At 73.7% G+C, this 2853-nt stretch carries 2 protein-coding genes; both read left to right on the top strand.

Going from position 1 to position 2853, the window contains the following annotated elements; translation table 11 throughout:
* Positions 1–762 (top strand): cell division protein FtsQ/DivIB (locus DZF91_RS07985; protein WP_328589142.1); only part of this gene is annotated, 762 nt, incomplete at its 5' end.
* Between the two features lie 777 nt (positions 763–1539).
* The coding region (gene ftsZ, locus DZF91_RS07980; protein WP_235834148.1) for a cell division protein FtsZ at positions 1540–2853 on the top strand (1314 nt) is incomplete at its 3' end.

Genomic DNA, 2853 nt, shown 5'->3' with positions numbered 1-2853 from the left:
CCCGGCCAGCCCGGTCCGGGGCAGTCCGGTCCGGGGCGGCCCGCCCGCGGCCGGTCCGCGCGCCGTTCCTCCGGCCGCCGCCGCCCGAACCGCTGGAAGGCCGCCTTCGTCACGCTGCTGGTCGTGGGCCTGCTCGCCGCCGCCGGATGGGTGCTGCTCGGATCGAAGCTGCTCGTCGTCCGGCACGTCGAGGTGGCCGGCAACCGGCTCGCGCCGCGCGACCGGATCGAGGCCGCCGCCGGGATCTCCCTCGGCTCGCCGATGGCGCGGCTGGACACCGGCGCGGTCCGCGACCGCGTCCGGCGGCTGCGCGAGGTGGCGTCGGCGAAGGTCGAGCGGCGCTGGCCCGGGACCGTCCGGATCGTGGTCACCGAGCGGACCCCGCGCGCCGTGGTGAGCCGGGGCGGGCGGTACTACCGGCTGGACGGGTCCGGGATCACGGTCGCCGACGGGACGACGCGTCCGGCGGGGCTGCCGCTGCTGGTGGTCGCCGCGCCCGGACCGTCCGACCCGTCCAGCCTGGCGGCGCTGCACGTGGTCGGCCGGCTGCCCGCGTCGCTGCGGCGGCGGCTGGCCGAGGTCTCGGCCCCTTCGCCGGAGGCGGTGACGCTGCGCCTCGCGGACGGCCTGACCATCGTCTGGGGCTCCGACGAGCGGACGCCCGAGAAGCTGCGCCTGGTCGAGGCGCTGCGCCGCTCGCCCGCCGGACGGTCGGCGAACACGATCGACGTCAGCTCCCCCGAAGTGGTCACCACCCACTAACGGACGTGTTCACCGCTCACCACGCCCTGGCGGACGTGTTCCCCTCTTCCGAGGTGGCTCACCACGCATCGGCCGAGGGGTTCAGCCCTCCCCAGGTGGCTCGTCACCCACTGGCGGACGTGTTCAGGACGCTTCGCGGCGGACGTGGGACTTGTCACGTCCGCGAGCGCCGAACCGCGCCTGGCGGCGTCCGGCCGGTCGTCCTCCGTTCGTGTCGCGGCGTCGCCGGTCGGTCCCGTCGACGGCGCTGGTGGGCGCGCCGCCGGTCACGCGGGGTCGTGCCACGGGAACACGCCGTCCCCGTGTGTCGGAGCGCCTCGGACGCCCCGATGGGGGAAGCTTGGAAGCGGACTAGGGCCCGGACCTGGCATGTCGCCCGGCATCGGACCTCACGGCGGACGGCATCGAGCGACCTGGCGGCGACATCGACGGTAATGCGGCGGCAACGGACCGGCACGCGGTCGGCATGGGTTCCCTGCCGGTCGCACCCGGCCGTCCGCCGGTCCGACGGCCGGTCAGCGGCCGGTTCGCCCGGCGGTTCAGGGGCGGGACGTACCAACCAGGGCAACTCTCGCCAAGACCGCGCACCGCGACACGCCGGGGCGGTTGGCGGGAGGTTAGTTGACCCTGGCCGTTTGCCCGCCCTACTGTCCGTATCAGTCATCAGGTTGACATAACTGTAAGCCTCAAGTTGAGGGTGAGGGTTGTACCGGGTTCAGACCCGGTCCGGCCCTCGCCCGAGACTCGATTAGATAGCGAGCGGAAAGGCCCCTCGTCGTGGCAGCACCGCAGAACTACCTCGCGGTCATCAAGGTCGTCGGAATCGGCGGCGGCGGCGTCAACGCCGTCAACCGGATGATCGAGGAGGGACTCAAGGGCGTCGAGTTCATCGCGATCAACACGGACGCCCAGGCGCTGCTGATGAGTGACGCCGACGTCAAGCTCGACGTGGGCCGCGAGCTCACCCGGGGCCTCGGCGCGGGGGCCAACCCCGACGTCGGCCGCAAGGCCGCCGAGGACCACCGCGAGGAGATCGAGGAAGTGCTCAAGGGCGCCGACATGGTCTTCGTCACCGCGGGCGAGGGCGGCGAGGAAGTGCTCAAGGGCGCCGACATGGTCTTCGTCACCGCGGGCGAGGGCGGCGGCACCGGCACCGGCGGCGCGCCGGTCGTGGCGAACATCGCCCGGTCCCTCGGCGCGCTCACCATCGGCGTCGTCACCCGGCCGTTCTCGTTCGAGGGCAAGCGCCGCGCGATGCAGGCGGAAGCCGGAATAGAGACACTCCGCGACGAGGTCGACACCCTCATCGTCATCCCGAACGACCGGCTGCTGTCCATCAGCGACCGGCAGGTCAGCGTGCTGGACGCCTTCAAGGCCGCCGACCAGGTGCTGCTCTCCGGTGTCCAGGGCATCACCGACCTCATCACCACGCCCGGCCTCATCAACCTGGACTTCGCCGACGTCAAGTCGGTCATGTCCGGCGCGGGCTCGGCGCTGATGGGGATCGGCTCGGCGCGCGGCGACGACCGCAGCGTGGCCGCGGCCGAGATGGCGATCTCCAGCCCGCTGCTGGAGGCCAGCATCGACGGCGCGCACGGCGTGCTGCTGTCCATCTCCGGCGGCTCCGACCTCGGCCTGTTCGAGATCAACGAGGCGGCGCAGCTGGTGTCCAACGCCGCGGCGCCGGACGCCAACATCATCTTCGGCGCGGTCATCGACGACGCGCTCGGCGACGAGGTCCGGGTCACCGTGATCGCCGCGGGGTTCGACGAGGGCCGCCCTACCAGGCCGGCGCCGGAGGCTGACGCGCGGCGGGTTCCTCCGGCCCGGCAGAACACCCCCAACCCGTCCGCCCCGCAGCAGTCCGCGCCCACCGCGCAGGCGTCCGCGAACCCGATCCCGAGCCGCGTCGGCCGCACCGCCGAGGCCCCGGCAGGCCTCGGCCAGCCGGGCCAGGGTGCGGCGCCGCTCGATCGCGCCGACCGGCACCAGGCGTCCGGCCCGCAGCACCAGCCGGCGCACGCGCCCACGCACACCACGGCGCACAACCCCGGGCACGCGCAGCACACCACCGTCGCGCAGGCCGCCGCG

Origin of the sequence: Actinomadura logoneensis (genome assembly GCF_003428695.1) — a bacterium.
Lineage (GTDB): Bacteria > Actinomycetota > Actinomycetes > Streptosporangiales > Streptosporangiaceae > Spirillospora > Spirillospora logoneensis.
This window is presented reverse-complemented; position numbering and strand designations above follow the sequence as displayed.